Origin of the sequence: Methylobacterium sp. 4-46, from assembly GCF_000019365.1 — a bacterium.
Classification (GTDB): Bacteria; Pseudomonadota; Alphaproteobacteria; order Rhizobiales; family Beijerinckiaceae; genus Methylobacterium.
Genome location: NC_010511.1, coordinates 4,402,414 through 4,427,649, shown reverse-complemented (window position 1 = coordinate 4,427,649; position 25,236 = coordinate 4,402,414). Strand labels below are relative to the sequence as shown.

Annotated in this window: 22 protein-coding genes and 1 tRNA gene; 9 read left to right on the top strand and 14 right to left on the bottom strand. The window is 70.7% G+C overall.

Going from position 1 to position 25,236, the window contains the following annotated elements:
- Positions 1 to 620: 620 nt before the first annotated feature.
- Positions 621 to 848 (top strand): hypothetical protein, encoded by a 228-nt coding sequence (locus tag M446_RS19055; RefSeq protein ID WP_012333738.1) that lies wholly within the window; start codon positions 621 to 623, stop codon positions 846 to 848.
- A 496-nt stretch (positions 849 to 1,344) separates the two neighbouring features.
- Here the strand turns inward: M446_RS19055 and M446_RS35575 are convergent, their stop codons facing one another.
- From M446_RS35575 to M446_RS37405, 4 genes are all read right to left on the bottom strand, one after another.
- Complete coding sequence (locus tag M446_RS35575; RefSeq protein WP_265576655.1) at positions 1,345 to 1,713, bottom strand: helix-turn-helix domain-containing protein; 369 nt, start codon at positions 1,711 to 1,713, stop codon at positions 1,345 to 1,347.
- A gap of 543 nt (positions 1,714 to 2,256) precedes the next feature.
- Entirely contained in the window at positions 2,257 to 2,457 is a 201-nt protein-coding gene (locus M446_RS19050; protein WP_012333737.1) for a hypothetical protein, read from the bottom strand.
- Between the two features lie 471 nt (positions 2,458 to 2,928).
- Entirely contained in the window at positions 2,929 to 3,186 is a 258-nt protein-coding gene (locus tag M446_RS37410; RefSeq protein WP_150108701.1) for a hypothetical protein, read from the bottom strand.
- A gap of 22 nt (positions 3,187 to 3,208) precedes the next feature.
- Complete coding sequence (locus M446_RS37405; RefSeq protein WP_012333736.1) at positions 3,209 to 3,445, bottom strand: hypothetical protein; 237 nt, start codon at positions 3,443 to 3,445, stop codon at positions 3,209 to 3,211.
- Between the two features lie 65 nt (positions 3,446 to 3,510).
- Between M446_RS37405 and M446_RS19045 the strand changes: the two genes are divergently transcribed.
- Positions 3,511 to 3,768, top strand: coding sequence for a hypothetical protein (locus tag M446_RS19045; protein ID WP_012333735.1), 258 nt, complete (start codon positions 3,511 to 3,513; stop codon positions 3,766 to 3,768).
- A gap of 166 nt (positions 3,769 to 3,934) precedes the next feature.
- Here the strand turns inward: M446_RS19045 and M446_RS19040 are convergent, their stop codons facing one another.
- Positions 3,935 to 4,084 (bottom strand): hypothetical protein, encoded by a 150-nt coding sequence (locus M446_RS19040; protein ID WP_012333734.1) that lies wholly within the window; start codon positions 4,082 to 4,084, stop codon positions 3,935 to 3,937.
- A gap of 954 nt (positions 4,085 to 5,038) precedes the next feature.
- On the opposite strand from M446_RS19040, the gene M446_RS19030 reads away from it, so the two are divergent.
- The 3 genes from M446_RS19030 (at position 5,039) to M446_RS19010 (ending at position 11,919) form a co-directional block, all read left to right on the top strand.
- Complete coding sequence (locus M446_RS19030; protein WP_012333732.1) at positions 5,039 to 5,416, top strand: hypothetical protein; 378 nt, start codon at positions 5,039 to 5,041, stop codon at positions 5,414 to 5,416.
- Between the two features lie 2,755 nt (positions 5,417 to 8,171).
- Positions 8,172 to 10,430 carry a TOMM precursor leader peptide-binding protein gene (locus M446_RS19015; RefSeq protein ID WP_012333729.1) on the top strand — a complete coding sequence of 753 codons (2,259 nt, stop codon included), beginning with the start codon at positions 8,172 to 8,174 and terminating at the stop codon, positions 10,428 to 10,430.
- A 13-nt stretch (positions 10,431 to 10,443) separates the two neighbouring features.
- On the top strand, positions 10,444 to 11,919 hold the full coding sequence (locus M446_RS19010; RefSeq protein ID WP_012333728.1) for a SagB family peptide dehydrogenase: 1,476 nt from the start codon (positions 10,444 to 10,446) through the stop codon (positions 11,917 to 11,919).
- Positions 11,920 to 12,109: 190 nt separating this feature from the next.
- Here M446_RS19010 and M446_RS19005 read toward each other — a convergent pair whose 3' ends face one another.
- The 3 genes from M446_RS19005 to M446_RS18995 form a co-directional block, all read right to left on the bottom strand.
- Complete coding sequence (locus M446_RS19005; RefSeq protein WP_012333727.1) at positions 12,110 to 13,060, bottom strand: VOC family protein; 951 nt, start codon at positions 13,058 to 13,060, stop codon at positions 12,110 to 12,112.
- Between the two features lie 244 nt (positions 13,061 to 13,304).
- A complete protein-coding gene (locus M446_RS19000; protein WP_012333726.1) occupies positions 13,305 to 14,132 on the bottom strand; it encodes a DUF4344 domain-containing metallopeptidase in 828 nt (275 codons plus the stop codon).
- Between the two features lie 462 nt (positions 14,133 to 14,594).
- Positions 14,595 to 14,684: transfer RNA gene (locus M446_RS18995), tRNA-Ser, on the bottom strand.
- A gap of 402 nt (positions 14,685 to 15,086) precedes the next feature.
- On the opposite strand from M446_RS18995, the gene M446_RS18990 reads away from it, so the two are divergent.
- Positions 15,087 to 15,488 (top strand): response regulator, encoded by a 402-nt coding sequence (locus M446_RS18990; protein WP_012333725.1) that lies wholly within the window; start codon positions 15,087 to 15,089, stop codon positions 15,486 to 15,488.
- Here M446_RS18990 and M446_RS18985 read toward each other — a convergent pair.
- Positions 15,463 to 15,693, bottom strand: a complete 231-nt coding sequence (locus M446_RS18985; protein ID WP_012333724.1) for a hypothetical protein — start codon at positions 15,691 to 15,693, stop codon at positions 15,463 to 15,465. The genes M446_RS18990 and M446_RS18985 overlap by 26 nt on opposite strands.
- 304 nt (positions 15,694 to 15,997) lie before the next feature.
- Positions 15,998 to 16,207 carry a hypothetical protein gene (locus M446_RS18980; RefSeq protein ID WP_012333723.1) on the bottom strand — a complete coding sequence of 70 codons (210 nt, stop codon included), beginning with the start codon at positions 16,205 to 16,207 and terminating at the stop codon, positions 15,998 to 16,000.
- Positions 16,208 to 16,357: 150 nt separating this feature from the next.
- On the opposite strand from M446_RS18980, the gene M446_RS18975 reads away from it, so the two are divergent.
- The gene (locus M446_RS18975; RefSeq protein WP_012333722.1) at positions 16,358 to 17,611 is read left to right on the top strand and encodes a hypothetical protein; all 1,254 of its coding nucleotides are present in this window, start codon (positions 16,358 to 16,360) and stop codon (positions 17,609 to 17,611) included.
- A gap of 221 nt (positions 17,612 to 17,832) precedes the next feature.
- On the opposite strand, the gene M446_RS18970 is transcribed toward M446_RS18975, so the two are convergent.
- The 3 genes from M446_RS18970 to M446_RS18960 form a co-directional block, all read right to left on the bottom strand.
- Positions 17,833 to 18,144: a hypothetical protein gene (locus M446_RS18970; protein WP_012333721.1), complete on the bottom strand. Its 312-nt coding sequence runs from the start codon at positions 18,142 to 18,144 to the stop codon at positions 17,833 to 17,835.
- 537 nt (positions 18,145 to 18,681) lie between these two features.
- Positions 18,682 to 19,506, bottom strand: coding sequence for a hypothetical protein (locus tag M446_RS39725; RefSeq protein ID WP_012333720.1), 825 nt, complete (start codon positions 19,504 to 19,506; stop codon positions 18,682 to 18,684).
- Between the two features lie 45 nt (positions 19,507 to 19,551).
- Positions 19,552 to 19,941 (bottom strand): hypothetical protein, encoded by a 390-nt coding sequence (locus tag M446_RS18960; RefSeq protein ID WP_012333719.1) that lies wholly within the window; start codon positions 19,939 to 19,941, stop codon positions 19,552 to 19,554.
- A gap of 337 nt (positions 19,942 to 20,278) precedes the next feature.
- Here M446_RS18960 and flhA point away from each other — a divergent pair, with 337 nt between their 5' ends.
- Positions 20,279 to 22,405 (top strand): flagellar biosynthesis protein FlhA, encoded by a 2,127-nt coding sequence (flhA, locus tag M446_RS18955; RefSeq protein ID WP_012333718.1) that lies wholly within the window; start codon positions 20,279 to 20,281, stop codon positions 22,403 to 22,405.
- 155 nt (positions 22,406 to 22,560) lie between these two features.
- On the opposite strand, the gene M446_RS18950 is transcribed toward flhA, so the two are convergent.
- Positions 22,561 to 23,721 (bottom strand): citrate synthase, encoded by a 1,161-nt coding sequence (locus tag M446_RS18950; RefSeq protein WP_012333717.1) that lies wholly within the window; start codon positions 23,719 to 23,721, stop codon positions 22,561 to 22,563.
- Between the two features lie 60 nt (positions 23,722 to 23,781).
- On the opposite strand from M446_RS18950, the gene M446_RS18945 reads away from it, so the two are divergent.
- Positions 23,782 to 25,218, top strand: coding sequence for a CoA transferase (locus M446_RS18945; RefSeq protein WP_012333716.1), 1,437 nt, complete (start codon positions 23,782 to 23,784; stop codon positions 25,216 to 25,218).
- Positions 25,219 to 25,236: the final 18 nt, after the last annotated feature.

Below are 25,236 nucleotides of genomic sequence, written 5' to 3'. Positions count from 1 at the left end.
GCTCCGCGGCCGTGGTGATGTAGCCAGCCCGCAGGCTGTGGCCCCCGAACGACGAGGCGTCACGGCACCGCGTCCGCGAAGCCCAACAGGGCGGCTCAGGCAGCCCGTAGCGCCTGTTCTGCCGCTCGCCCGCAAAAACCCCGTCCACACCGCCGCGCCCGTCCACGGCCCTCCAGATCGGCCGCACCGTTGTCGCCCCTCGATCCGGCTCTGGAGCCTCTTCAAGCTGCCGGGACGACGCCCGGCGGCACCGCCAGCGGCTTCTCTGGCGCCGTCGCGCCCTGTACCGGCCGTGGACGCGGCTCTCGAGCACCTTCGGCAGCGCGTGGAGCGGGACGCGTAACCGCAGGCAGCGGGAGATCAACCAAGACCACGCGACCGCTCAGCGGGTCGAGGATGCGGATCTGCGCCATGCACGCCCCTAGGGAGGAACAACCAGGGTGTGCCGATCCAGGTAGGAACCCGTAAACGGCCCGACGTGCGTCACGACACACGCGAAGTCCCCGCAGCAGAGGCATCGCCAGCCGACAGCACCTTGACCTGGATCAGGGCGTCTCCGGGCGGGCAATGCGAGCGTGCGTGAATGCGCGAGCCGGCGTCAGGGACCAGCAAGCTGAGCCATGACGGACACCGCCCAGCTGCTGACTGATTGCGGCATCGCCGCCGCCGCTCCCCGGCTCAGGCTCTTCGCCACAAGCGCCTACTACGCCTTCGTCCTCGAGCCATTCGGCCGCTCCAGCCACGTCATCGCGCTCAGCCGCGATCTCCTGCTGGTCCCAACACACGTCATGCTCTGTGGGCCCAAGGCCGACGAAGAAAGCCCACCGCGGCAGGACCGGGTGGGCTGAAGTACGACTTTGGAGAAGTGCACAGCAGACCACGATGGCCCCGGCAACGAAACTATAATCATGCTGCGCTGTGCGGGTGAACGAGGCTAAGAGAAGCCCGCCACGGCAAGGGGAATACCGGGCGGGCCAAGGCGGGTCTCGAAGATCGTCTTATGAGGAGCGGTCAGAGTAGGCCCACCGATCGGTGGTCAGAATAGCACTTAGGGCCCAATCTAAGCTGTGCCGCCGCATCAGCTTGGCAAGGCCACAAGAAAAGCCCGCCACGGCAGGACCGGGCGGGCTGAAAGGCTGTGTAGAGTAGAACCCCGCTAGAGAAGCATGCTAGCGGCCAAGCTGGCAAGGCGCTGCTCAGTCGCCCCCTACACAATCCTCATCACGTCGCCGTCTGCACGTTTCGCAGGCTGAACGCCGTGGCGTCGGCGAAGCCGGCCGTTCGCATAAGCCGCAGTATGGGGCGAGAACGTCTGCTACGGCGGAAAGGCGCCGGGTGGCCCATTCACTCCGCCCGACGGCTCACCCTCCGCGCCTTCCTAGCCCGACGTCTGCGCTGACGAACACGAGCACCGTCTGGACGGTCCGCGCAACATAGCGGTTCAACCTGCTGGTGCTTCTTCCGCCATGCGCTTGGCGTCGTGCCGGTCCAGCGCCGGAAGGCGTGCGTGAACGCGGCCGGCTCAGAAAACTCCAGCGCGGCCGAGATTTCCGCCAAGCTCATGTCAGTGTTAACCAACAACTGCTTCGCAACATTAAACCGCGCTTCGTTGATAACTTCCTTGAAAGTTGCACCCTCGGACTTCAGCCGGCGGCTTAGTGTGCGCCGACTAAACCCAATCACCTCTGCGACTTCTATCCCACTGATTGGCATTTCAGTCACAAAGGCGCGCAAACGTTGAGTGAACGTGTCTGTCATCTCTGGAGCGGGTACGATATTATTGGAACTCATAGCTAAGCAGGTCTAACAGACTTGTGAGTATGAAAACAATACTGTCCACGGCGTGATCGCGCAACCTGCGGCCGGATCAACGAACCCTGTCAGGCCGGCATCTCGCGCGCGGGGCGGCGCGGGGCGCGTAAGCCGGTTTATGGAACTCGAAACAGGCCCGCCGGACAGTCCCTGGAAGCATTCCCGCGGGCCGCGTGGCTGGTCCTAGTCGAGGGGCAGTCTTTCGGCCTCCGGCGGGGCCTTGCGGGCCGCTGCCTCGACTGTGTAAGTCTTCGGCCGTCCGCTCCAGGCCCGCACGCCCGGAGCAGGGCAGCGGGCCGGGTTTGATGGCCCCCCTGACGGCCCGGCCCGCACAAAGGAACGCCGGCTCGGGAGGGTGCGCCCGGCCGGCGTCAGAGTGGAGATCCGTGATGACGGCTCATCGCGCGGCGGCTCCGGGCGGTTCCGTCGGCCCGGAAGGGCGCCTCAGGCCCCGCGCTTGACCACCTTGAACCGCTCCCGGCACTCGAGGCCGTTGAGATCCTCGCAGCACGCCCGGGCCTGGATCTCGACGACGAACGACGCCGCCAGGGCCCAGTCGTCGTCGCGGTCGCGCACGTCGAAGATCTGGCCCGCCTCCCGGAGGAGCGCCTCCAGCGCGTCCCGGATGTCAAAGTCGTCGGCCATGCGCTGCCCCTCTGTCGTGAGCGGCATAGCCGTGGAGTGTGACGCCTTCCACAAGGAAGCCCGCCGCAGCGGGGGCGCTGGGCGGGCTAGTACGGGTTCCGCATGAAGTTGCTATCCCACCACGCCTGCCGGCACTGCGCGCTAACTTAAGCTAGCGGATCGCCTCCTGCGCGTTCCTCATGCTCATGTCGTGCACACGGGAGAGTGCTGAGGCGCGAGGTTCACGACGACGTGCGAGCAAGCCGGCGGCCGGCTGGCGTTGAAGAACCAATCGCCCGTGTCGGTCGGCTCGATGATGAGCGTCTCGGACACGCGGTCGAAGTTGCCATCCCTGCCTGCTCTGCCTGCCAGTGCTGGATACGGTTGCCGGCCCCCCGTAAGATAGGCGAGCTGGCCGGCACCGAAGTGCTCCGCCGGCACGGGATCATGATCGGTCCAGTTTATGGCTCCAGCTTATCGGTCATTTCGGCGCTACGTATCGTCGGTATCTTGCTTGCCGCCGTCGATGACCGAAAAACTCATACGATGGTGTAGCGAGTACGTGTATCTGATCGCTTGCAGAAAAGATGCGTGTCCAAGATCGACATTTGCAATGAATCCATCGAGGATCGAAACTGTTTCTTCCTCGTTGGTAAGCCCGCTGCGCTCCAATACACGCAAAATGTGCCGGAGCATCAGGGCTGTTCCTGTTTGAATCGCGTCGACGGAAACCGGTTCTTGATCGGCCATTGACGCATTCTCCCTCATGTCCTCAGCCGCGGCAGCGGCGGGCATTGTCCACCTTGCTGGGAATAGTTCGGTCGAGGCCAGCGGCATACGCCTGGAACCCAGCTCTCCCACCGCTACTCACCATTTCGTGGATCTCAGTGTTGCCCTTGGCGCCGGTCACGTCGATGTTGATCGCTACGCAGTTCGGCGCGGTCGACTGGTTCGAGTTGGCGCCAGCCTGCGTCGTGACGGGGATCCACTTGCCGTTCGGGAGCGGCACGTAGGCTTCTGGCTTGCGATCCTCGCCGACTCGCTCCGGCCCGGCTGTACGCCTACATCCCCGCCATGCCCGACACACCCACCATCGGCGAGCTGCTCGAGCTCAACGCCGTCACCGACAAGCAGATCAACGCCGCCGTGCGGGAGTACCTGGATGATCCCACGCCCGGCATGCGCCTGATCGCGAAGGGCGTGGCGATCGACGTCGCCGCGGCCGTGGCGAACCACGAGATCGCCCGGGACGTGCTGGACGATCCCGCCCTCGGTGATCGCGCGCGCCGCATCGTGGTCAGGACGGCAATCCTGCAGGCGCGGCCGGCCTGAGACGACGAAGCCCGCCCGGTGGGCCGCCGGGCGAGCTGGTACGGTAGGCAGACGGAGGTGTTTGCCATGCGGCCAGGACTGGCCGCGGCGGTAACATAGATCCCACGGACCTTGCCTCAGGCTTCCCGCTTCATCACCTTGAAGCGCTCGCGGCCCTCCAGGCCGTTCAGGTCCTCGCAGCAGGCGGGGCGTGCTGCTCCACCATGAAGCTCGCCTCCAGGCGCCACTCGTCGTCGCGGTCGCGCACGTCCCAGATGCTGCCGGCCTCGCGGAGGAGCGCCTCCAGCGCGTCCCGAACGTCGAGGTCGTCGGCCATGCGCTGCCTCCCCGCCGTGAGCGGTTTAGCCATAGAGCGTGACGCCTTGCAGAAGGAAGCCCGCCACGGCAGGGCCGGGCGGGCTGAAAGGCTGTGTAGAGTAGAACCCCGCCAGAGAAGCATGCCCAGCTGCCGATCCGCAACTTGGCAGTTCGCACTACCCACGCCCCGCGCCGAAGAAAGAGCCCGCCACGGCGAGGGGGAATACCGGGCGGGCAGAGGTGCGTTTGCATCGGTGAGGCCCCTCCACCCCACCACACTTGCCGGCCCGGCACATTCACCTGGGCTACTCTATCGCCATCTACACGTTCCGCAGGTTGAGCGCCGTCGCGTCGTGACGTGCAGACCCCGTCGGGGTCCCGACCAAGCACGACGTGGCGTTCAGGGCATCGTCCGAGGTAACGAAGCAGCTGAACTCTGGACCCGTCGTTGGTCCCGACCTGAGATTGAATCGAGTAGCGCGCCGACTATGACGTCCCGAAACAGCCCCGGCCTCGAAGCGCGCACCAGCATCTTGTCGGCAGCGGCGATGTTCGCCTCCGCCTTCAACCTGAGAGCCGTCGCGGTCTCCTGAAGGGCTATAGCTTCCTCAAGCTGCTTGTTGGCCCTGCGGAGAAGCCAATTGGCCTGCAGCTTACGAACGACACGCATCGCTGAATTCCCAAGTGGATTTTGCGCCTCCACAAGGAGTAGGGCAGCCAGCTTCGGCCGTGAGGTGTGCTCACACACGACAGGTCCCACATGCGAAGGCAGCTCCCGCGGATCGCGGACGGCGTGCCGAAGGTTGTGCTCGCCTGCGTGGGGTGGGCTGTGCGGCTGGCTCTAATCGAGGATGAGTTGATTGGTCGCTGCTGCGGCTTGCGCGAACTGGCCTTGAATCATTTATCGGAACTTGCGCCGAGGTACGCCCTCGGCAGCATGTCGTTGCCCTAGCTTCAGGTATCCGTGGTCCTTATGAAGAGTGATATCTGTACCATCAGCGACCTATACGAATTCAAGCGCGTCACCGACGAGCAGCTCGACGCGGCCGTGACGAACTTCCTGAACGATCCAAAGCCCGGCGCTCGCCCGCTCGCGGAGGGCATCGCGATCGACGTTTGCGCGGTCATAGCGGCCAACCCGCACGCTCGCGAGGTCTTAGCCGCGAGGGCCTCGTCCGAGGCCGAGATGCGGATGGCCGTTAGGACGGCGATCATGCTCGCTCGGCCCGCGCGGTACACGGACGCGATTGCTGCGCAGGAGGTAGGGACCACGTCCCCAGCCGCGGCACGCCGCAAGCTCCGTTTCGACCGGCAAGGAAGACCGAAAGATCCCGCCACGGACGATCACTGAATGCCGGGCGCCGGACTACCGCTTGCCCGCAGCTCACCGCCGTACGACACCCAGGTCCGGCTGCCCCGCTTCACCCGCTCAGCCCGCCATGGGACCTCGCGGGCATGGCGGCTTGCGCGGACCGGCCCAAGGCAAGGGTGAGTGGAGGCCGTGCCTTCCCCGGTCCGACTGGACCAACGAGAGTATCACGACGGCGCAGGGCAGCGTTGAAGTACATCTTGGCCGCCGCTTGTCGCGCTGTGCTGGGGCGCCGGCCGCGCGAGGCGCGAGCATCGCCGCCGGCTCTCGGATCAGCCTCCGAGCAAGGCGCGGGTGCGGCCCAGTGGAAATGGCCGGGCGCCCGCTGCCTACCCTGGGCTGGCTCCGGTCCGAGGGCGACCGCACGGCCTTTGCCCACTACAACGCGACTAGCTGCGGCCACGAGGCGACCATCAGCACTGATCGCTTCCCCGCCGACCCTGCCGTTCCCCAATATCACCCTGCGGCTCCGGTGCTCGGCCTGCGGGTCGAAGCAGATCGGCGTCATGCGCTTCGTCCTTTGTGGAAGGGGTCGCCCCGGGCCGCTGCTGTTTCGCCACAGCGCGATCCCCGGGGCCTTATCCGCGCAGAGTGCCTGGTTCAGCGCGGATCTCTTTGTTCATGCGGCCCTCGGATCGCAGCGCTAGCCACCTCGACGGCAACGCGCAGGCCGTGCTCGCCGTCAGCGTAGCGGCCGAGCGGGCGGATGTCGTTCGCAATCCGCGCTCGTTGCACCGGGCGACGAACTCATCGGGCTCAACGAGAATGGGGACCACGACGACGCCGCTGCGTGTCACCTGGCCCTCCACCTGTTCCGCCGAGATGCGCCAAACTTCGTAGCTGGTGGGTAGCCGGTCAGCGTCCTGCATCATCTCCCGCAGGCGGACGTAATCCTCGGGCCGGTAGCCATGCCGACGCGACCTGGACCTCTCACAGAAACCCCGCCCCCGAGTGGCCCTTGAAGGCGTTTGCCCGCCGAATGTAGCCCACCACCGTCCGCGGGTCCCGATGGCCGCTTTGATCCATGATCCGGGCCATGTCCGCCCCGCGCTCCGCGGCCGTGGTGATGTAGCCCGCCCTCTTTCCTGGTCTTGTCCGAGCAGACCGAGATCTGAGATGGGCGCCGCGGTCGCAACCGCCGCGGCGCCTCCGAAGCGTGGCGCTACATGGCTCTGAATGACCGAGCCTGTGTGAAAACGCGCAAGCGGTAGAAGGATTTTCCCTCAGACGCTCTGGGCGGTGCCGGGATAGGCATCCTGTCTGCCTCAGAAGCGGCATTCGGGGGCCTGGAGTGCCTGTCACATAGAAAATTGTTCTATGATTTCGGCAAGCCCCCGCGTTTTCACACACCCTCGACCCGAAGCGCCCCTTCGCGGCGCGCGTCGGCAAGGTCCGGTAGCGAAGGTGTTCGGGGCGTTTGATTTCCTGACACACATCTCCCGCATCTCGCCTTCGGCTTGGACGGCCGGACACAGGCATACCTGCGGGCCGGCGATCCGAACGGACACGTCATTCAGGTGCCATCGCCCGTGCGGACCCGGGCGAGAACGCGGAGATGGCGGTGGCCGGACTGATTTGAGGGCCCATCGACGAACGATCTCGTGGGCGACGGGAGATGGGGTGCGCGGCCAGGAGGCCTTCCACGTTGCGACTACGACGGGTGAAGCGCAGATACATGCAGACGGCGCGCTGTGTAATCTCGGACGGGAACCGATTTTCGGCTTGGACGGCGATGCAGTCTCACCGGCTACGGCGCTCGGTCAGCCGCAGTAAGGTGGGCTACTCGGCAAGGTGACACGCCTCTCAATCTGCCTCACCGGTGCGGATGGTGGACATCTCCCTGCTCAACAAGGCGCACCCAAGCCGGCCAAAATGATGATTCAATGAGAAAATCTTCGAATTTTATGCTCCGACGCGCCGATCGATTGGCTTGCGCGTGCAGCAGCAAGCTTGACTATTGATGTCATGTTGACGCAGTCTCGGAAGAAGGTATGCTGCAGCAGCTTGGCGCAACTGCGCGCGCCGGCATGGAACGCGTAGGATCCTCACTCCATCAATGGAGAGTGCCGTGCCGCGTTTGTCCAAGGACAAGATTCTGAACGACGTTGTACCGGCGGCGGGTGTCGTCGGATTGACATTGTCGATGGCAAGCGGGGCGTCCGCTGCCGTCAGCACTCCTGCGGCGGATGCCGCAGCACAGGACGGCGCGCCCCGGCCCGACATCGCGCTCGGTCTCCACGAGGAAGAAGTCAGCGATGTGAGCCTCGCGACGTTCTTCGTCTTCGACGACGAGATGGCCAATCCGACGCAAGGCCTGGTCCAGCAGGCGTACGTCGTGTGGAGGGGCTGCCGCGGCTGCCGGGTGTGGAGGGGCTGCAGAGGATGCCGGTGCGGCTGCAGAGGATGCCGGTGCGGCTGCGGAGGGTGCGGCGGCTGCCGGTGCTGACGCCATGCCGCAGTCGCACGGCCCGCAGATCTCCTGCGTTCGCGCTTCGGCGATGGATGGTCGAGGTGCCCTGCCCGCGTCCCTAGCCGGGAAACGCCGGGCATGTGGCACCTCCTCGTCAATGGTGTGGGCGGCTCGACCGCTGGCGAGACGAGTGATGGTCCGGTCATCGCGGGTGTTCGCCGTGCCCGGTGGGTGAACGCGATTGCCCTTTAGTCCTGAAGCGAGAGCCGGAAGGCTCGGCCTGCGCATGCAAAGGATGACGCCGATGTCGTGGCAGGCGGTCTTGGAATGACAGCTGATCGCGGAGGTGCTGCGATTCGGCGCGACGGTCGGGAGATTCCGCGGTTCGCACCGAATTTTTCCGTCTACGTGCTGCCGCCCAACGTCGTCTGCCTCTATTCGGAACACCGCAAGTTCTTCCTCGAAGGCGACCTCTATGCCGCGCTCGCGCCGCAACTGGCTGCCGGGAGGACTCTCAAGGCGATCTTCGACGCGCTGACGCTCGACTTCCCGGCTCAGGCGATCACCGAAGCCCTCAGGCGGCTGGTCGAGCGACGCTTCGTCCTGCTCGACCGCGTCGCGGCCGACGACGCGGCAGCCGCCTTCTGGGCGAGTCTCGGCCTGCCGCCCGGCGCAGCGGAGTGGAACCTCCGGAACTGCAGGGTGCGGATCCGCGCGCTCGACGTATCGGGCGCCGACGACCTCGCGGCGGCGCTGACCGGTCTCGGCGTGCGCGTGGTCAAGCGCACCGCCGACCTAACGGTCGTGCTGGTGAACGATTACCTCGATGCGCGCCTCGCGGAGACGAACCGGCGGCACCTGTCCGACGAGACGCCCTGGCTGATCGTCCAGCCCTCCGGGATCTTCCCGCTAGTGGGGCCTCTGCTCGCTCCGGGAAAAGGCGCCTGCTGGACCTGCCTCGCCGACCGCATGCGGTGGAACCGCGAGGTGAAGGCGTTTCTGGAACGGCAGCGGGCCGACCCGGTGGCGCTGTCGCCCCTGGTCCGCAACCCGGTCGGGCAGAGCGCGACGCCGTTCGCAGCCATCGAGATCGCGAAGGCGATCGCCACCGACTTTCGCACGGACCTGCGCGATCACGTGATCAGCTTCGACCTGACGGGGGCGACGATCGCGCGGCACTTCGTGGCGGCGCGTCCGCAATGCCCTGCATGCGGCCATCCGGAGCAGCGCGACCCGAACCGTCCGGCGAACCCGCTCGAACTCAAGGCCGGCGGCAAGCTCGTGCTGACGAGCGGGGGATACCGAGCGCTGTCGCCCGAGGCCACGCTCGCGCGCTACCGCAAGCACGTGAGCCCGCTCACGGGGGTCGTCTCGCGGCTGGAGCCGATGGAAGCCGACCTGTCCCTGAACACCAGCTACGTCGCGCGCCACAACTTCTCGCCGCGCCCCGAAACGGTCCCTGCGCTCAAGGCCGGGTTGGGCAGCGACAGCTACGGCAAGGGAAGCACGAGCGAGCAGGCGCAGGCCAGCGCCCTCATGGAGGCGATCGAGCGGTATTCCGGGATCTTCCAAGGCGACGAGATCAGGGTGGTCCGGCGTTTCGACGAGTTCGGGGCCGGCGAGGCGATCGCTCCGAACGACGTCATGCTCTTCAGCGACGCGCAGTACCGTCAGGGCCTCACGGGCGCGCACGATCACGAATCCTTCATACCGGCTCCCTTCGACCCCTCCGCCGCGATCGCGTGGTCGCCGGTCTGGTCGCTGCGGGACGCAGCGTTCAAGTACCTGCCCACGAGCTTCCTGTACTATTTCTGCAGGGGATCGGGCCACGCCGAGACCAGTGCGGATTCGAACGGCTGCGCGGCCGGGAACACGATCGAGGAGGCCATCGTGCAGGGCTTCCTCGAACTCGTCGAGCGGGATGCGTACGCGATCTGGTGGTACAATCGGCTGCAAAGACCGCCCCTGGACCTGGATGCACTCGATGACTCCTACATTCGCGACCTGCGCGCCCAATTGACGGAGGCCGGACGCCGATTGTGGGTGCTCGACATCACCAACGATCTCGGCATCCCCAGCTTCGTGGCGATCTCGCACTGGACGGAGAACGGTGAGGAGTGCGTCGAGTTCGGCTCGGGCTCCCATTTCGACACGCGGATCGCTGCGCTACGCGCCATCACCGAACTCAATCAGTTCTTCTCGATCGGGCTCATGGCGCGCCGGCACAGCGTGGATCCGGGTGACGACAGCGCCCATCGGTGGCGCCTCGACAACAATCCGTACTTCGTGCCCGACGGTCAGCCGAGGCTCCCACCGGATTTCCGCTCCGGTTTCGCGCGCCTCGATCGCCGGGACCAAGTCCTCGCCTGCGTGGACCTGATGGCGTCCCGCGGACTCGAATTCCTCGTCCTCGACCAGACGCGGCCGGATATCGGCGTGCCGGTTGTCAAGGTGATCGTTCCCGGGATGCGGCACTTCTACCCGCGTTTCGGACCCGGCCGGCTCTACGACGTTCCGCTCGCCCTCGGCTGGCTCGACCGGAGCGTCCCCGAGCGCGACCTCAATCCGCTGTTCCCGCCGACCTGAGAGGGTTGCCGCCATGCAAGCCTCCCGGAATGCGGGCACGCAGGATGCGTCGCCGGCAACGCTGTCGGTTCGTCTTCGCCGCCACATCGCGCTCGATGCCGGCGCGGGCGGCGAGATCCTGGTCCGCGTCGAGCATCAGGAGATCAGTCTCGGCCGCTTCGACGAGTGTGTGGTGGAGCGGATGCGCGCGCTATCGGCAGGGCTGCCGGTCGGCGCGCTGGTCGCGAGCCCGGACCGCGTCGACCGCGACGTGCTGCGGCTCGTCCAGCGCCTCGCCCGGAGCGGCCTCGTCGAGTACAGCCTTGCCGGCGCGGATCACCGCGGTGAGGTCGTGATCGAGCCGCAGGTTCCGGATTACTGGCCGCGGCTGCCGGACCTGACCGACGGCGACAGCGTGGTCCTCTCGCGGTTTGCCTACCTGCGGCGGCGCGCGAGCGACATGGTGTTGGAATCGCCCCGCTCCGCGGCCCTGTTCCGCATCGGCGATCCCGCCGTCGCCGCGCTGCTCGCCGGCCTCTCCGAGCCGCAGCCCGTCGCGCGGCTCCGCCGCCAGGACGGCCTGCCAGGCGCCGAGCTGCTGGCCTTGCTGCTCGACAGCCAGATCCTCCTTCGGATCGAGGCCGATGGCGATGCCGGCCTGCGCGCGACGGAGGGCGACGAGCACCTCGTGCTCTGGGACTTCCACGATCTGCTCTTCCACGCCCGCAGTACGGAGGGCCGACACGCCAATCCCCTGGGTGGGCGCTACCCCTATGTCGGCCTGTTTAACCCTTTGCCGGCCGTCCGCCCCCGCTGGCCCGGCCGAGCCATCGACCTGCGCAAGGATTCCGACGTTCCCGGCACGACCGTGCGGCCGGTCTCGGCCCTGCTACGCAAGCGCCGTTCGACCCGCAGCTATGACGACCAAGCCCCGCTCACGCGCGCCGAGCTGGCGCAGCTCCTCGACAGCGTGGCGCGGGTCCAGGCGACCTGGCGCAGCCCGCTCGATGCCAAGCATGACGGCCCGATATTGTCCTACACGACGAGACCCTATCCTTCGGCGGGAGCGAGCTACGAACTCGAACTCTACCTTGCGATCCGCCACTGCGACGGGCTCGCGCCCGGCTACTACCATTACGATGCAGGCCGGCACGCCCTCACGCTCCTCCCCGTGCGCCCGCAGGACCTCAATGCGTTGCTCACGGCCGGCGCCTACGCGATGGGCGAGCCCTGCCTGCCACAGGTGCTGATCACGATCGCGGCGCGCTTCGGCCGGGTATCGTGGAAGTACAGCGCCGTGGCCTATGAGCTGATCCTGAAGAACGTCGGAGTCCTCACCCAGACACTGTACCTCGTGGCCACGGAGATGGGGCTCGGCGGCTGCGCGATCGGCACGGCCGACATCGAGCTGTTCGCGAGGATGACGGGCTTGCCGCACCACGTCGAAGGCGCCGTCGGCCAGTTCGCCCTGGGGCGCGGGCTCGAACAGGAGGCAGACGGCCCGGCATAGTCCACGGACGCGCCGCTCACGGTCCGCTCCTCCGTGCGTCACGCGGGGCCAGGGCCGCGATCGCGCGCGCGGCCCGCGCAGCCGGCGCGCCGCGCTCGTGGGGGCAAGACGCCCCCCTGGGCGCCTCGCCGGGCGCTGGCGAGCCGGACGGCCTGGAGAGTCCGGCGCGTCGCCGGGTGGGCTCAAGAGGTCACGCTCGCCGGCCCCGCGGGCGGTCCGGCGGCTCATCAAGCGTCCCGGGAGCGTCTCCGGGAACTGATCCGACGCGCGTGATTGAGACCTTGCCGCCGGTCGGGCGCCTCTCCCAATCGCTCCTCCACGTCGCCGTGACGGTCCGGGCATATCCTCGCCCCATCAGTGCGAACAGGGCGCCCTGCGGGTCCATGGCGTGCAGGATCCAGGTGTCTCCGGGGCCTTCCACCGGCCCGTTGAGGATCCGGCCGCCTCCCGCCGCGACCCGAGCGGCCGCTGCGGCGATGTCGGGAACGACAACGTAGTGCAGCCAGAACGGAGCCGGCACGAACTCGGGCTTGGTGAGGACGCCGCCGATCGGCTGCCGGTCCATCGCAAACACGCTGTACTCGCCCGCCGATTCGGCCGCCTCGTCCTTCGCATCATCCCAGCCGAAGAGTTCGCGGTAGAAGTCCAGCGCGCCCCGTCTCTCGGCGGCGAGGAGTTCGGACCAGCCGACATGGCCCGGACGGCTGGCTGGATCGACCACGTCCGGGCGGGGCATCAGCCATTTGAAGAGTCCGAGCCGCGCCGCCTGCGGATCGCTCACGACGGAGAAGCGACTCACACCCGGGATCTCCGCCGGTGGGATGTGCAACGTGCCGCCGAGACGCACGGCACGATCGGTTGCGGCATCGATGTCGCCGGCGCCCACATAGCCGATCCAACTCGGCTGCACCCCCGCCCGCCGCGCCGCACCGGACAGCCCCATGATCCCGCAGACCGAAGTCCCGCCGACCGTCAGGAGCGTGTAGGGCGCGCCCGGCACGGAGGCGTCTCTCATGCCCCAGCCCACGACGTCGGCGTAGAAGGCCCGCGCCGCCACCATGTCGGAGGTCATCAACTCGAACCAGACGAACCGGCCTTGGGACGGAGTCATGGGCCTTTCGCCGAGGTGGGCCACACCCATCGCGGAGCATCGCCGCCAAGGGCCGCCCGCATCATCGCATGGACCGGACGATCGACCTATCGCGGTCCTCCGAAATCCGTTTCGGCAAGACCATCCGGCAAGGCTCGAGCCGATCGCAGCGCTCCACTCGGGGCGGCGGTTGGCCCCCGAGTGTGGGCCGACGCCGAGGCGCACGCGATCCGTGCCGTTCGGGTCGTCACCTTCGGGTCGAAAAGGCGAGCGCCAGCCGCATCCGGCCAACGGGTCAGAACATCCATCGGAATGCGCGGCGGACGCGTGCGCGCTCCAGCCGTCCGCCGCGGAGGTGGCTCCGGAAGAGCCTGCGCAGCGAGTCCGTGGCGAGGTCGTACTCCGCCCCGCATTGTTCGGCGCGCGCCTGCGGCAGGGCACCGCCCGCGACGAGGTAGCCGAAGGCGCGGCGGTCCGCCCCGTAGGCGAGGCAGAGGAGGTTGTAGAGGCGCTGCAAGGCGAGGCTGTGATCGTCGGCGAGCACGGCCTCCTCCGCCTCTTCCTCGACCGCGTGGCTGCGGTACAGGTGTGCGATGCCGTCGATGATGGGCCGAGCCTGCGCGGGCGGCAGTTCGAGCAGGACGTGAGCCGCGAACTGGTCGGCGGCATCCTCCTCCCTGCCGAGCACCGGTACGTCGAGGAGATCGAACAGGGCGTGCCCGGCCTCGTGCAGGAACACCTGCGCCAGGGGACCGAAGACCGCGTCGCGGCGCCCGATCCCAGCTGTGGACGCTTGTTTGGGCGCCCGGTCCTGCACGTACCGGACGTACTCGTAGCAGAGGGTGACGGTCCGGTTCTCGGGCGCGTACCACGCGTTGGCCTCACCGTTGCACGCCGCGAACCGCAGGGTGAGCGAACGCGGCAGGCGCACCCCGCCGACGATCTCCCGAAGGCCTTCGAGCACGCGGCGTCCCTTGAGGTCCCGGTAGATCGCGAGCGCCTCCGCGCTCTTGGGACGGTCGTAGACGATGCGGACCTGATCATGCCGCGACGGGTTCGCCCGACCCGGCTCGTCGCCGAGGAGGAGCGCCAAGCCCGTAGCGAGCCCGAGGACGTGCCGCATCCTGCCGCCTCCCGAGGTCGCGCGTAGGGGCGCACTGACGCGCACAATCCGGCGCGTCTCGGAACGGGCGGCGATCGTCCCGCCCGCCGAGCCGACATGATGACGGCAGCCGGAACGGGCCAGGGCCGACAGGCTCCGGTGGAAAGCAGCCCGACCCCGACTCGTGATGAGGGCGCCGCCCGCGCGGTGGCCGTTCGGGCCTCCCGCCGTGCCGCGCGGGCCGGCCTGCGCCCCAACCGACGTCAACCGTGGAGCCGATGGGCCCGCGCCCGTGAGGATGAGCGCGCCCGCGGCCAGTGCTTGATCAAACGGGACCTGGACCGGCCGGCGCTGCGAGCGACCGGCCGCGACGACAATGCGCCTCCCCTCGTGCGAGCGTGCAACGCATTGGGGTAATAGTTGGGGCAAGCGCAACAAGCGCCCCTAAAAAACACGTTTCTTCAAGGGCTTACGCTCAAGGCTTGGCGGAGAGAGAGGGATTCGAACCCTCGATACGGTTGCCCGTATACACGCGTTCCAGGCGTGCGCCTTCAACCACTCGGCCACCTCTCCGACCCGGGCCGCCGCGGCGCGGGGCCGTGGTGGCGGGACGCCGTCCTCTAGCGGGGTGCGGGCCTCCGCGCAAGCGGGCGCACCCCGCGAACCCCTGCCCGGGCCGCGCAGGCTGTGGCCGCGCGGCCACGGCCCGGCGCCGGCCGCACCGGCCGCGGACCCGCCCGGGCTGGACATCCACGCCTGGCCGGCCAACCTTAGGGGTGTCGCCCCACCGCGTCGGGGCGGCGCGGCCGGGCGCTGCGGCGCCGGCCCGGGGCGGCCTGCAACCGGGGCGTGCCGTCCCTCGTTTCGATCATCGGTCGGCGCATCAGGCGGTGGACCGGCGGTCGGCGCAGATCAACACGCCCTCCGCATGGATCGCCCACCGGGCGTACCGGCCGGATGGGCCGAGCGCGGAGGATGGTGACCGTGGGGACCGAGAACGAGACCGTGCCGGGCGAGCGGCCCGTCGTGCTGGTGGTGGAGGATGAGGCACTCACCATCATGGACCTGAGCGACGTCCTGGAGGCGGCGGGCTTCGAGGCCCTCCAATCGGCCTCGGCGGAGCGGGCGCTCTCCCTGCTCGAGAGCCGTCCCGACATCGTCGCCCTCATCACGGACGTGGAATTGTCGGGCAAGACCGACGGATTCGACCTCGCCCGCACGGCCTCCCAGCTGCGCCCCGGCCTGCCGACCGTGATCGTGTCGGGCCGCGCCAAGCCCGATCCGGACCGGATGCCCGAGGACGCGCAGTTCGTCGCCCGGCCCTGCCGCGGCGACGATATCCTGGAGGTGCTCAGGACCGTGATGGCCCCCCGCTGAGGCCGGCGGCCGCCGCTTCGTCGAGCCAGAGTTCCACCGGCGCGCCCGCCGCGCCGAGATCGAGCACGATCTGGCGCAGGCGGCGGGGCGGGCCGTCGGGCCAGAGGGGCAGATCGAGGGTCCCGCCCACGGCCCGCACGCTCGCGGTGATCGTCCGATCGCGGAGCCGGATCGTCACCGGGGTCGGGCCGCACCGGTCCTGCATGCGCTGCTCCCCGCCTTCGGCTCCCTTGCTCAACGCGCGGACCCGCGGGCCGTCCCGGGCGTCCTCCCGCCAAGGTTATCCGTTCCTCACCGCGTTTCCGGAGGGCCGCGGAGTCCGTCCTTCCGCGACAGGACCGCGCGCGCGAGACGCCGCGGCCCCAGGACCGTTCGCGAGCAGGAACTGCGGGGTTCGCCCCTCGCGGCAGCCGCCGCGGGCGGTCGCGCACGACACCCACCAGGGGACACGATCGGGCCAGGCAAACCCGCAGCCCTCGGCACGGCCCGGCGGGGTGCCGCCGCGGAGGCTACAGCATCCCGAGCGCCTTGAGGTCGCGAAGCCGCGCCGCGCCCTGCCGTCCCTCGGGGCGCAGGGGCGTCAGGCGGCGCTCCAGGCCGTCCAGCGCGCGGATCTGCAGGCGCATGGCGTGGCGCAGGGCCTCGATGCGGGCATGCAGCGCGCGCGCATCCGCCAGCGGATCGTAGGAGGAAGGCGGGGGCGAAGCGTCGTGCGGCATGGCCGCATAGGGCGGGCGCCATGGTTAAGCGCCGGTAAAGGTGGGCCGCCCCGTGGCCGGGCCCCCCGGGAAAGCGGGCCGCGTGGCGGGGCCGCCACGTGCGGGCGCGCGGGGGCGCTCCTATCTCTCGCCGAGAAGGATCCCGCTCGCATGCCCTCCTGCGCCCTCCCCCCGCCTCCCCGCCCGGCGCGGCCGCGCCGCGCGGCCGGCGCGCTGCTGCTCGCGGGCGCCGCCTGCCTCCTCGCGGCCGCGGCGGCGGCGCTGCTGCCGCGGGCCGGGGCGGCCTGGCAGCTGCGCGAGGCGGCCGACGACCCGGGGGCGCTCGCGGCCCTGCGGCTGCGCGAGGCCGCGACGCCGGAGCGCCTCGGCCGGGAGATCGATGCCGCCCTGGCGGCGGGCGATCCGGACCTCGCCCGCAGCCTCGTCGCGGTGGCGGAGCACGAGGGCGCGGCGGTGGCGCCGGCGCGCCGGGCGGCGGTGGCGGCCCTGGAGGAAAGCGCGGCGGCGCGGGCCGTCGCGGAGGCGGCGCGCGGCTTCGCCACCGGCCAGGGCGAGGGCGTGCCGGGCCTCGCCGGGGCGCTCGCGGGCGACCTCGTCGGTTACGGCGACCTGCGCGACCTCTGGAGCGAGGGCGGCAAGTTCCTGCGCCGGGAAGCCTACGACCCGATGCTGCTCGGCCTCTCGGCGGTCGGCCTCACCCTCACGGGCGCCACCGTCGCCTCGTTCGGGCTCGCCGCCGGGGCGGGCGTGCCGGCCCATGCGGGCACCACCACCCTCAAGCTCGCGACCCGGACCGGGCGCCTGTCGAAGCCGCTGCAGGGAATCCTCGCCCGCGCCACCGAGGGCTTGGTCGATGCGGGCGCGCTCCGGGGCAGTTTCGCGGCCCTCGCGCGCCTCGATCTCGCGGGCGCCCGGGCGACGCTCGGCGGGGCCCTGCGCCCCGCCGCCCTGCGCCGCCTGCGCGGGCTCGGCGAGGAGGCGGCGGCCCTGCAGCGGCGGGTCGGTACCCGCGGCATCCTGCAGGCCCTCTCCCTCGCCGAGAGCGCGGACGACCTGCGCCGGGCGGGCCGGCTCTCGGAACGGCTCGGCACCCGCGCCCGCGGGGCCCTCGCCCTCCTCGGCCGCGGCGCCCTGGTGCTCGGCGCGGCGGCGCTCACGCTGCTCCAGGCCCTCTGGCTCGCCGCCGCGTGGTTCCTCGCCGCGGCCCTGTTCTGCCGAAGGCTCGGCACCGTGATCGGCCGCCTCCTCTTCCGGCGCCCCTCAGCCCGGCGCCGCCCGGAAGGCCCCGGCGATCAGCCTGAGGGCGCCCGCGGCGCGCGCGCCCTGGTCGCGCGCGTGCAGCATCACCTCCGAGGGCGGCAGCGGCGGCAGCCCGACCTCGGCCCCGACCTCGGGCGCGCCTGAGGGCGCCACGGGCCGGGCGAGGGCCGCGTCCCCGAGCCCCGCCGTCACCGCCGCCCCGACTGCCGACGCGCTCACCGCGGAGGCCTGGGACGCCCGCAGCCGACACCCTTCGCCGACACCCTTCGCCGACACCCTCGCCCCGCGCGGGATCGCCCGCAGCGATCCCTCTCACGATCCTGGTCCCGCAGAATTGCCGCCGCCGCACCGCTGGCCGCCCCGGCTCAGCGGCGGGGCGCGACGGGGTGCCCCGCGAGCGGCCGCGCATCCCCGCCGTCCGGGCTGCGCGTGCCGGACGTGCCGGCGTTGCCGGCCGGATCGTCGGGATTCGCGGCGGTGACTTCCCGCGCGCCCGCCTCGGCGGGCCCGTCGTCCCCCGGCGCGGAGCGCGTGCCGCGACCGTGACGGAGCGAGTTCAGCACCAGGTTCGCGCGCCTGAGGATCGCGTAGGATTGCGCCAGCACCTGGCGCGACCGCGCGATGCTCGCTTCCGTTTGCCGGACGAGTCTGGAGGCGTCCGCGCGTGGCGTCCGCATGGTGGGCTCCTGCCTGACGTAAGCGGGAGCACACAGGGTCTCTCAGCCGTCGGCGCCTACGGAGTCGGAACTGCCAACGATGGCGCAGTCTACGCCCCCGCCCTCGGCCACGCCTAGCGACGCGGCGGCCTCAACCCGGGACTCGGTTCGCGGGGCGATCGGCGCACCGGGCGCCCGGGAGGATCGTTCGACGGGGGGAGTGCGGGGTCGTCCGGCAAGGCCGCCCGCGCCGCGGGCCGAGCAGCTTTCGCGGCGCAGGCCGCCGGGACCCGGCCGACCGCCCACGAAGAAGGCCCGGCCGGGGCATCCCCCGGCCGGGCCGTCAGCCAAGCTGCACGTCATACCAACGGCTCAGGATGCTGACGCATCGAGCCGTTGATCCATCTCGAATTTTCGATTTCAAGCCAAGGGCTTGGCGAAAATTCGAGCGCAGCACCACCGGTCATTGGAAATGCCCGGTGGTATCACCCGTCATCCGCTCGGTCGCGCCGCGCGGTGGTCCGGCGTCCCGACCGAGCGTCCGGACGCCGGATCGCGTCAGCGCCGGTCGGTCTCGACCGGGCGGCGGACCGGGGGGAGCTCGTCCTCGATCGCGGCGTGGCGCTCGCGCGTGGTGCCCGCGAGGGTGTCGCGCTCGACCGCCGCGTCCATGGCCTGACCGGCCGGGGTCGGGCCGGCCCCGTACGGCACGCCGCTCGTCGGGAGCGGGGCGCCGGTGCCGAGGCCGGTCGTGGTCGAGCCCGCGGCCCCGATCGCCGTGCTGCCGACCTCGCCGCCCGCCACCGTGGCGGGGTTGCTGTAGGAGCCGGTGGCGTCGTGGCGGCCGGTCCAGCCCTCGCTGCGCCAGCCCTGCATGCGCTGGTCCATGTCGACGGAGCCGTGCTCCTTGAGCAGGCTCGTCACCCGGTCGGCGGTGGCGTCGTCCGCCCGCACCGTCACCAGGGTGCCGCCCCGGCGCACGCCCTCCGCGTAGGCGTGGGCCTCGTCCTCGCTCAGGCCGGCCCCGGTGAGCGAGCCGAGGAGGCCGCCCGCCGCCGCGCCGACGCCGGCGCCGGTCAGGGTCGCGACCAGCCAGCCCGCCGCGACGACCGGGCCCACGCCCGGAATGGCGAGGAGGCCGAGGCCGGCGAGGAGCCCGGCGCCGCCGCCGAGCACCGTGCCGACGCTCGCGCCCGCCCCCGCCCCGTCCGAGGTCTTGTGGGCGGTGTCGTGCGCGGTCGCGTGGCCGGAATAGCGGTCGCCCTCGTTGTTGGCGACGATGCTGACGTCGGAATGCGGCACGCCGGCCGCCTCCACCTTCCGCACGGCGGCGGCGGCGTCATCGTAGGAATCGAACAGGGCCGAGATTGTGCGGGTCGCCATCGGGCGCTCCTTCGTGAGAGGAATCCTGTGCGTCGCGGGCAGCGGTCACGGGTTGGCGGCGACGTTGCCCTTGAAGTCGAGCCCGACCTGGACGGACTTGCCGGACTGCATCGCGTGGCCGCGCCAGATGCCCTGGTCGTCCTTCTTCAGGTCCTTGATCTCGGTGAAGCCGGACTTCTCGAGGCGGCTGCGGGCCTGGCCCTCGGTGAAGCTGTTGGCACCGGGCTCGAGCTTGGCGTTGGTGAGCGTGCCGGTGGTGCCGGGATTGCCCTTGTCGACCGTGTCGGTGTTCGGCCGGGTGACGGCCTCCTGGCCCTGCGACTGCGTGCTGGGCTTGGCATCCCGCGCCGGCTCGCCGGTCACGGTCGTCTGGGCCTGCGCGATCCCGGCCCCGAGCAGGCTCAGGGTCGCGACGGTGATCAGGGTGGTGCGCATGATCTCCTCGACGTGTCGGTTTGGGTTACCGTCTCAATCGTTATGCCGCCACTTGGTTCCGCAAAATCGCCGAGGTGGCGCAGGGCCACCACGTCGTTCTTCCCGGATTGATCGAACTTGACCGTCACGGTTCCGGTCCTGTGCTTGTTTTTTGCTGCGGCACAGCGGGGCATGTCACTTGCCTTGCTGCACTGCCGCGAAGAGCAGCCGGCCAACAACCGGTGATGAGAGCGACGGCGCTGCGCCGCGGGAACGGCCGGGCCGGGCGGGTGTCTTAACGGATCCTTCACCATGCACCCGGCAGATCTTGCCGGGTGAGGGCGGGGCGGAATCCGGGATGAGCGACGCGAAGGCGACGGGGCTCGATGCGCTGCGCGCCTTCGCGCTGCCGACGCGCGCGGACCTCGTCGGCCTGACGCGGCGCAGCGACCTCGTCCTCGCCATCGCGGTGATGGGCATCCTGGTGGTGCTGATCTTCCCGCTGCCGGCGCTGCTGCTCGACCTGCTCCTCGCCGTGTCGATCATCCTGTCCGTGCTGATCCTGATGACCGGGCTCTTCATCGAGAACCCGCTGGAATTCACGGTCTTCCCGACCGTCCTGCTGATCGCCACGATGCTGCGGCTGGCGCTCAACCTCGCCTCGACCCGGCTCATCCTCGGCCACGGGCACGAGGGCACGGCGGCGGCGGGCCAGGTGATCGAGGCCTTCGGGCACTTCGTGATGGGGGGCAACTTCCTGATCGGGATCATCGTCTTCGCGATCCTGATCATCGTGAACTTCGTGGTGATCACGAAGGGCTCGGGCCGCATCGCCGAGGTGGCGGCGCGCTTCAGCCTCGACGCCATGCCGGGCAAGCAGATGGCGATCGACGCCGACCTCTCGGCCGGGCTCATCGACGAGAAGACGGCGCGCGCCCGGCGGCAGGCGCTGGAGGAGGAGAGCGCCTTCTTCGGCGCCATGGACGGCGCCTCGAAATTCGTGCGCGGGGACGCGGTCGCGGCCCTGCTCATCACCTTCATCAACGTGGTGGGCGGCATCATCATCGGGACGATGCAGCAGGGGATGGGCTTCGGCGCCGCGGCGCAATCCTACACGCTGCTGACGGTCGGGGACGGGCTGGTCAGTCAGGTGCCGGCCCTGATCGTCTCGACGGCGGCGGGCCTGCTGGTCTCGAAGGCGGGCGTGCGGGGCGCCGCGGACCGGGCGCTCGGGCGCCAGATCGCCAATTACCCCAAGGCGCTCGGGATGTCGGCGGCGGTGATGCTGCTGATCGCCCTCCTGCCCGGCATCCCGATGCTGCCCTTCCTCTTCCTCGCGGGCGGGGCCGCCTACCTCGCGCGCCGGATCGCGCGGATGCCCAAGCCGGTCGACCCGGAGGCGCCGGCGGCGGGCGGCGCGCCCGGCGCCGGCGCGGCGCAGCCCAAGGAGGAGACGGTCGCGGACCTGCTCCGCCTCGACGACCTGAAGCTCGAGATGGGCTACGCGCTCCTCGCCCTGGTCAACGGCCCGGGCGGCCAGGACCGGCTCACCGAGCAGATCAAGGCCCTGCGCCGGCAGCTCGCGGCGGAGCTCGGCTTCGTGATGCCCTCCGTGCGCATCCTCGACAACGTCCAGCTCGACGCGAACACCTACATCGTCCGGGTCAAGGAGATCGAGGCGGGCACGGGCCAGGTCTTCCCGGGCCAGTTCATGGCGATGGACCCGATGGGCGGCCAGGTGCAGCTGCCCGGCCAGCACCTGCTGGAGCCGACCTTCGGGCTCCCGGCCACCTGGATCGACGCCTCGCTGCGCGACCAGGCCCAGCTGCGCGGCTACACCGTGGTGGATGCCGCCACGGTCGTCTCGACCCACCTCACCGAGGTGATCAAGGCCCACGTCTCCGAACTCCTCAACCACGTCGAGGTGCAGAAGCTGCTGCGGGAATTGCCCAAGGAGCACACCGAACTCCTCAAGGAGATCGTCCCGAGCCAGATCGCCACGACCGGCATCCAGCGGGTGCTCCAGTACCTCCTGGCCGAGCGGGTCTCGATCCGCGACCTCGGCACGATCGTGGAGGGGATCGCCGAGGTGGCGGGCCACGTGAAGAACCCGCGCGACATCGTCGAGCACGTCCGCGCCCGGCTCGGCCGGCAGATCTGCGCCCAGTACCAGGGCCCGGGCGGGGTGCTGCCGATCATCACCCTGTCGCCGGCCTGGGAGAGCGCCTTCCTCGACGCGATCGTCGGCCAGGGCGACGAGCGTCACCTCGCGATGCAGCCCTCGCGCCTGTCGGAATTCGTGACGACCGTGCGCGACCGCTTCGAGGAGGCGGCGCGGATGGGCGAGATGCCGGTGCTGGTCACCTCGGTCCAGGCCCGCCCCTTCGTGCGCTCGATCATCGAGCGCTTCCGGCGCGAGACGCCGGTGATGAGCCAGGCGGAGATCCACCCACGGGCGAGGCTCAAGACGGTGGGGTCGGTCTGATCCGGGATCCGCTTGATCGAAGCGGATCCCGGATCACAAGCCTGCGCGGCGCCTGAGCGACGCCGACATCCGCATGGCCGAAATCGGAGATGGCGAAGCCATCAACCGGATGGCGGATGAACCGGCCCGCGGGCGAACCCGGCCCGCGACCCCCGTCAGGGCCCGGCCGGGCCCGATCGCGGCCCCGGCCCGCGGTAGCGGGCGCGCGGGCGGATGAGGCCGCCCTCGGCGGATTGCTCGATGAAGTGGGCGCTCCAGCCGACGCTGCGGCCGAGCAGGAACAGGGACAGAGGCGCGTCGCCCGGCAGCCGCAACGCCTCGGCCAGGCAGGCGAGCGCGAAATCGACGTTGGGCAGGTCCCCCGTCTCGGCGAAGGCCGCCTCCTGCAGGGCGCGCGCCGTCTCGTCCGGCGCGAGCTCCGCCAGCAGCGCCCTCGCGCGCGGATCGCCGGCCGGGTAGAGCGGATGGCCGAAACCGGGGAGCGCCCGGCCGCGGGCCAGCCACGCGGCGACCGCCTCGCCGGCGCCGCAGCGGCGGGCATCCCCCATCAGGGCCGCCAGGGCCATGCCGGCCCCGCCATGGCGGGGTCCCGAGAGCGCGCAGAGACCGGCGAGCAGCCCGGCGGCGACGGAAGCGCCCGTCGAGGCCGCGACGCGCACCGCGAAGGTGGAGGCGTTGAGTTCGTGTTCGGCCAGGAGGATCAGCGCGAGCCTGATCCGCTCGCCCTCGCTCTCGCCGAGGGACCAGGCCTCGGCGAGGCGGCGGTGCACCGGCGCGTCGCCCCGCGCGGCGCCGAGGCTCGCGGCGAGATGGCCGATCGCGGTCGCGGCGTCGCCGCGCAGGCCATTCCCGCCGAGCCCGAGCGTTGCCCGGCCCGACGCCGCGAGCGCGGCCAGCGCCGCGAACGGCTCGCGCGGCCGCACCCGCGGCGCGGGGAAGCGGATCTCCCGATCGCCCTGCCAGAGGAGCGCGGCCGTGTCCTCGAGGGTGGCCGCCCGCGCCCAATCGACCGCGCCCACGCCGCGATAGAGGAGCGTGCCCTGGTGCACGGTCGAGATGCTGGTGGCCAGCGAGGGCTCGCCCCAGGCGAGGGCGCCGGCGGCGATGTCGGCGAGCTTGCGGCCCCGGATATGCCGGGCCCTCAGGGCCGCGACGTCGTCGGCCCGATAGAGGCTGCGCCGCGGATCGCCCGGATCGGGGCACATCCCGATGCGGCCGCGGCTGACATAGGCGTAGAGCGTCTGGGGCTTGATGCCGAGCGCGTGCAGCGCCGCGTCGCGGTCGATCCATTCCCGCATGTTGATCGTGTCGATCAAGATTAATCCTCCGCGGCACAGCCGAGAGGCTGGCGGCTCTCACGTCAAGGAGACTGCACCATGTCGGAGCGGATGCGCGGCGCCCCGCCCGCGGGCGATGACGGCCGGTCGGGCGAGGCGCCGATCCTCGCCCGGATCCTGCCCGCCATCGGCCTCGCCGAAAGCCGCGCGGGGCCGCTCCGCTTCGAGGGGACCGCGCTCCTGCCCTCCGCCTTCCCGGTCGCGGCCCTCGCCGCGGCCGCGATCGGGACGGCCGCGCTCGCCGTCGCCGAACTGGCCGCCACCGCCACAGCGCCCGCCATCCGCGTCTCCCGCCCGCTCTCGGCGCTCTGGTTCGCGCGATCCCTGCTGCCGATCGGCTGGACCCTGCCGCCGGCCTGGGATCCCGTCGCCGGCGATTATGCGTCGCGCGACGGCTGGATCCGGCTCCACACCAACGCGCCGCGCCACCGGGCCGCCGCGCTGTCCGTTCTGGGATGCGGTGCCGACCGACCCTCCGTCGCCGCCGCGGCGTCGCGCTGGGAGGCCGCCGCGCTCGAGGAGGCGGTGGTCGCGGCCGGCGGATGCGCGGCGGCGATGCGGTCCGCCGCCGAGTGGGCCCGCCATCCGCAGGGGTGCGCCGTCGCCGCCGAGCCGCTGGTGGCGTTCGCGCCCGCGGAGACCTCCCCCTCGGCCTGGCGGCCGAGCCCCGGCCGGCCGCTGGCCGGGCTGAGGATCCTCGACCTGACCCGCATCCTGGCCGGGCCGGTGGCGACGCGCTTCCTGGCCGGGTTCGGCGCCGATGTCCTGCGCATCGACCCGCCGGATTGGGAGGAGGACGCGGTCGCCCCGGAGGTCACCCTCGGCAAGAGCTGCGCCCGCCTGGATCTCCGGGCGCCGCGCGACCGCGAGACCTTCGAGCGCCTGCTCGCCGGGGCGGACGTCCTCGTGCACGGCTACCGGCCGGGGGCGCTGGACGCCCTCGGCTACGGGGAGGCCGCGCGCCGCTCCCTCCGGCCGGGCCTGATCGACGTCTCGCTCGACGCCTATGGCTGGTCGGGACCCTGGCGCGCCCGGCGCGGCTTCGACAGCCTCGTCCAGATGTCCTCCGGGATCGCCGAAGCGGGGATGCGCTGGCGCGGGGCCGGCGTCCCGGTGCCTCTGCCCGTCCAGGCCCTGGACCACGCCACCGGCTACCTGGCGGCGGCGGCCGTGCTCAGGGCCCTGCGCCATCGCCTGACGGACGGGCGGGGCCTCTCGGCGCGGCTCTCCCTCGCCCGGACCGCGGCGCTGCTGGCGGCGGTTCAAGGCGAGGCCGCCCCGCCCGGCTCCGAGGGCGCGACACAGACCGACGTCGCGACGGACTTCGCGGAGGCGGCCGTCGAGGCGACCGGCTGGGGGCCGGCGCGGCGCGCGAGCCCCCCGGTCTCGATCGCCGGAACGCCGGTGCGCTGGGACCGGCCGGCGAGGCCGCTGGGATCGCGGCCCGCTTCCTGGGCGGAATCACCGCCCGCCTGACGGCGCCGCGATGCGCAG